This is a genomic window from Dethiosulfatibacter sp., assembly GCF_983023055.1.
Map to the genome: position 1 here is coordinate 1 of NZ_CEZJXU010000386.1, position 2556 is coordinate 2556.

Genomic DNA, 2556 nt, shown 5'->3' on the forward strand with positions numbered 1-2556 from the left:
CAAATTCAATGTCCTCAATTACATTTAACATTGAGGTATCAACACCTTCAACTGTCTCGTCAATATCAAAACCAAGACCTATGGTCATATCCATATCAACCTTCTTGATTTCAACCTGCTTCTCCATTGATGCTTCAAGTTTTTCCATAGCCGTCATATTCGCCATTGTATTGTTTCCACTGACTAAGAATATTGCCGCCCCTATAATCACTACTGCCACTACTGCAATTATTATCTTTGTTTTATTATTCATATCGTCTCGCAGACATAGTCTGCTCTACCTCCTATAATTCCCGACTATAGATATTGTACATTATTTGACTACTTAAATAAAGTGAAAAAATGTTCATATTTATTAAATTTGCATTAAAAAATCTAGATTTCAATTCCTTCATTTTTCATCCGAATAAAAAAACATCCGCCTTAATATATACCTTAATAGAGGATATTTTTTGTTATTCTAATTGTTTGATTTTGTCTCTTCCCTTCTAGGCTGATAAATACCAAACACACTACAGCTACTGGCAGCATATTTTGCTGCAACAAAAATCAGTACTAGAAATATTGATGATAATGTTTTTTTCACGCTAACCTCCTGAAAGTTTTAAATTTATATAAATACATTATGCTTATATCATGATTTCAAGTATGAACTCATTTCCTTCTGGCAGGATCTCCATGATTCCATCATATTTCTCTACTACCCTCTCCATATTTTGAAGTCCAATACCATGTCTTTCAGCGTCTTCCTTACTAGTTACAAAACCCTTGTCATCACTTATGAATTCTCCATCAAAAGAATTGCTTATCTTGATCTTGAGTTTTCCCATTCCATAGTTCATATAAACATCTATGAAACGGACGTCTTTAAGCCTTTCGCATGCTTCAATGGCATTGTCAATGGCATTGCTGAGAATGATGGTAATGTCAATATCCCTTATACCCAGCTTCGGAGGTATCTTCACATCGTATTTGAAATCGATATTTTTTCCTTCAGCAACCCTTTTTTTGTAGCCTATGATTGAATTGACCAGACTGTTGCCAATGTCGAGCTTCATTGATTCACTTGCTTCTGCTGATATAATTTCTCCTACATAATTTCCCGCTTTGGATATGTCCTTGTTATCGATGAGCCCCTTAATAGTTTCAACATGGTTTATATAGTCGTGTCTCTGGGACCTCAAATCGTTGTAGAGGCTTTCGATTTCACCCATGTAGTTGACCATGTTTTTGTATTCCTTTTCAGAAGCTTCAAACAAAAAATTCTTTCTTTCAATCTTCATAATATACCTAGTGAATACAATAATGAAAAGACTCAATAAAGCCATGGAAAGCATTATTATTGTCAAATTGCCTGTTGCCCCGACAGATTGAATGGCGCTATTAGAGTATAGTTTAAGACCGAACATAGACGACACAAAATTTATCAATAATATAACCACAGTCATAATGACTATAGGTGAAAGCTCAATCCTTTCCTTTGAAAGGACTTTTCCTGTTAGATAAACCGGTATAATCATTATGATTTTGCTAATAATGCCGTAGTATATCCTGTATATATTGTATTCCATTAGTATGCTCTGGTTGAGTTTGAAATATCCGGTAAGGAAGGTGATAACAATAAATTCCGTCAAAATAAGATATGCTACAAACAACAGAAAAACCAGAAAGAACCTGATTAGCCCGACACCATATGAATATCTAGATAAAATATATATACCCAATATTGGAATTATTGTGGCCAGGAAGCTGTCATGACCAAGATAATGATTCATCATGACCATAAGAAGTGTGAAAAGGACAATACCGGCAATATTCACCTTGCTCCATTCATCCTTTTTCTTGTAATTTGTGGTTATTAAATAAAAAATGGCCGCCAAGTCAAAAAGACTGGTCGAAAATTCAAGTATAAACTCACCAATTGACATATTATGAAACCTCCTAAAATGATTAATCAATTAAGTAGGATTATATATCAGTGGCAACCAAGGTTCAATATAAATTCGCAATTAATAAAATTTATAGCAGCTGTTGTCATGAGCCGAGATCCAAAGGAAGAAGAGTCAGGGATTCAAACATCATCCCCATATTCAATACAGTGGCATAGCTGTTGTAGCTTGTGACGAAAAGAAGTTCGCAAACTATAGCTATGTACAGCACCATGACTACAAGGATCGATCGTTGCCTGAATTTCGCCTTTTCTTTTACACCAAGGCTCTTGTTGTAGTTTTCCACAGGTGCATATCTTATGTACAAGACAAAGGATGCCATAATCACTATTGTATTTACAATATAGATGTTCCCAAAATAATAGATGTATTCCGAAACAAACATTGACACGAGAAGGAAAACAAGTGTTATGGAAGAACATTTGAAGATTGTATCCATGTGAAATCCACCGGCAAAGGTCCTTACCAAACCAAAACCGATGAAGAAAAACAATGCAAGTAGGAAGTCTCCAAATATGATGCCTGTAGCAGAGATAAGTGCTAGCTGTATTGCTGCAGTCTTAAGAACTTCCATTCCATAAACAATTTTGCTGTGGTCCCCATTATC

Annotated in this window: 4 protein-coding genes; all 4 read right to left on the minus strand. The window is 35.0% G+C overall.

Features of this window, described 5'->3' with window-relative positions:
- The coding region (locus tag AC3AX0_RS11390) for a hypothetical protein (RefSeq protein WP_487550403.1) at positions 1–253 on the minus strand (253 nt) is incomplete at its 3' end.
- Positions 254–460: 207 nt separating this feature from the next.
- A complete protein-coding gene (locus tag AC3AX0_RS11395) occupies positions 461–586 on the minus strand; it encodes an AgrD family cyclic lactone autoinducer peptide (protein WP_487550404.1) in 126 nt (41 codons plus the stop codon).
- 43 nt (positions 587–629) lie between these two features.
- Positions 630–1928, minus strand: a complete 1299-nt coding sequence (locus AC3AX0_RS11400; RefSeq protein WP_487550405.1) for a sensor histidine kinase — start codon at positions 1926–1928, stop codon at positions 630–632.
- A 106-nt stretch (positions 1929–2034) separates the two neighbouring features.
- Positions 2035–2556 (minus strand): accessory gene regulator ArgB-like protein (locus AC3AX0_RS11405; protein ID WP_487550406.1); only part of this gene is annotated, 522 nt, incomplete at its 5' end.

Coding starts and splice junctions, on each gene's coding strand:
- AC3AX0_RS11400 (WP_487550405.1), bottom strand. CDS start 1,928: ATGTCAATTGGTGAGTTTATACTTGAATTTTCGACCAGTCTTTTTGAC.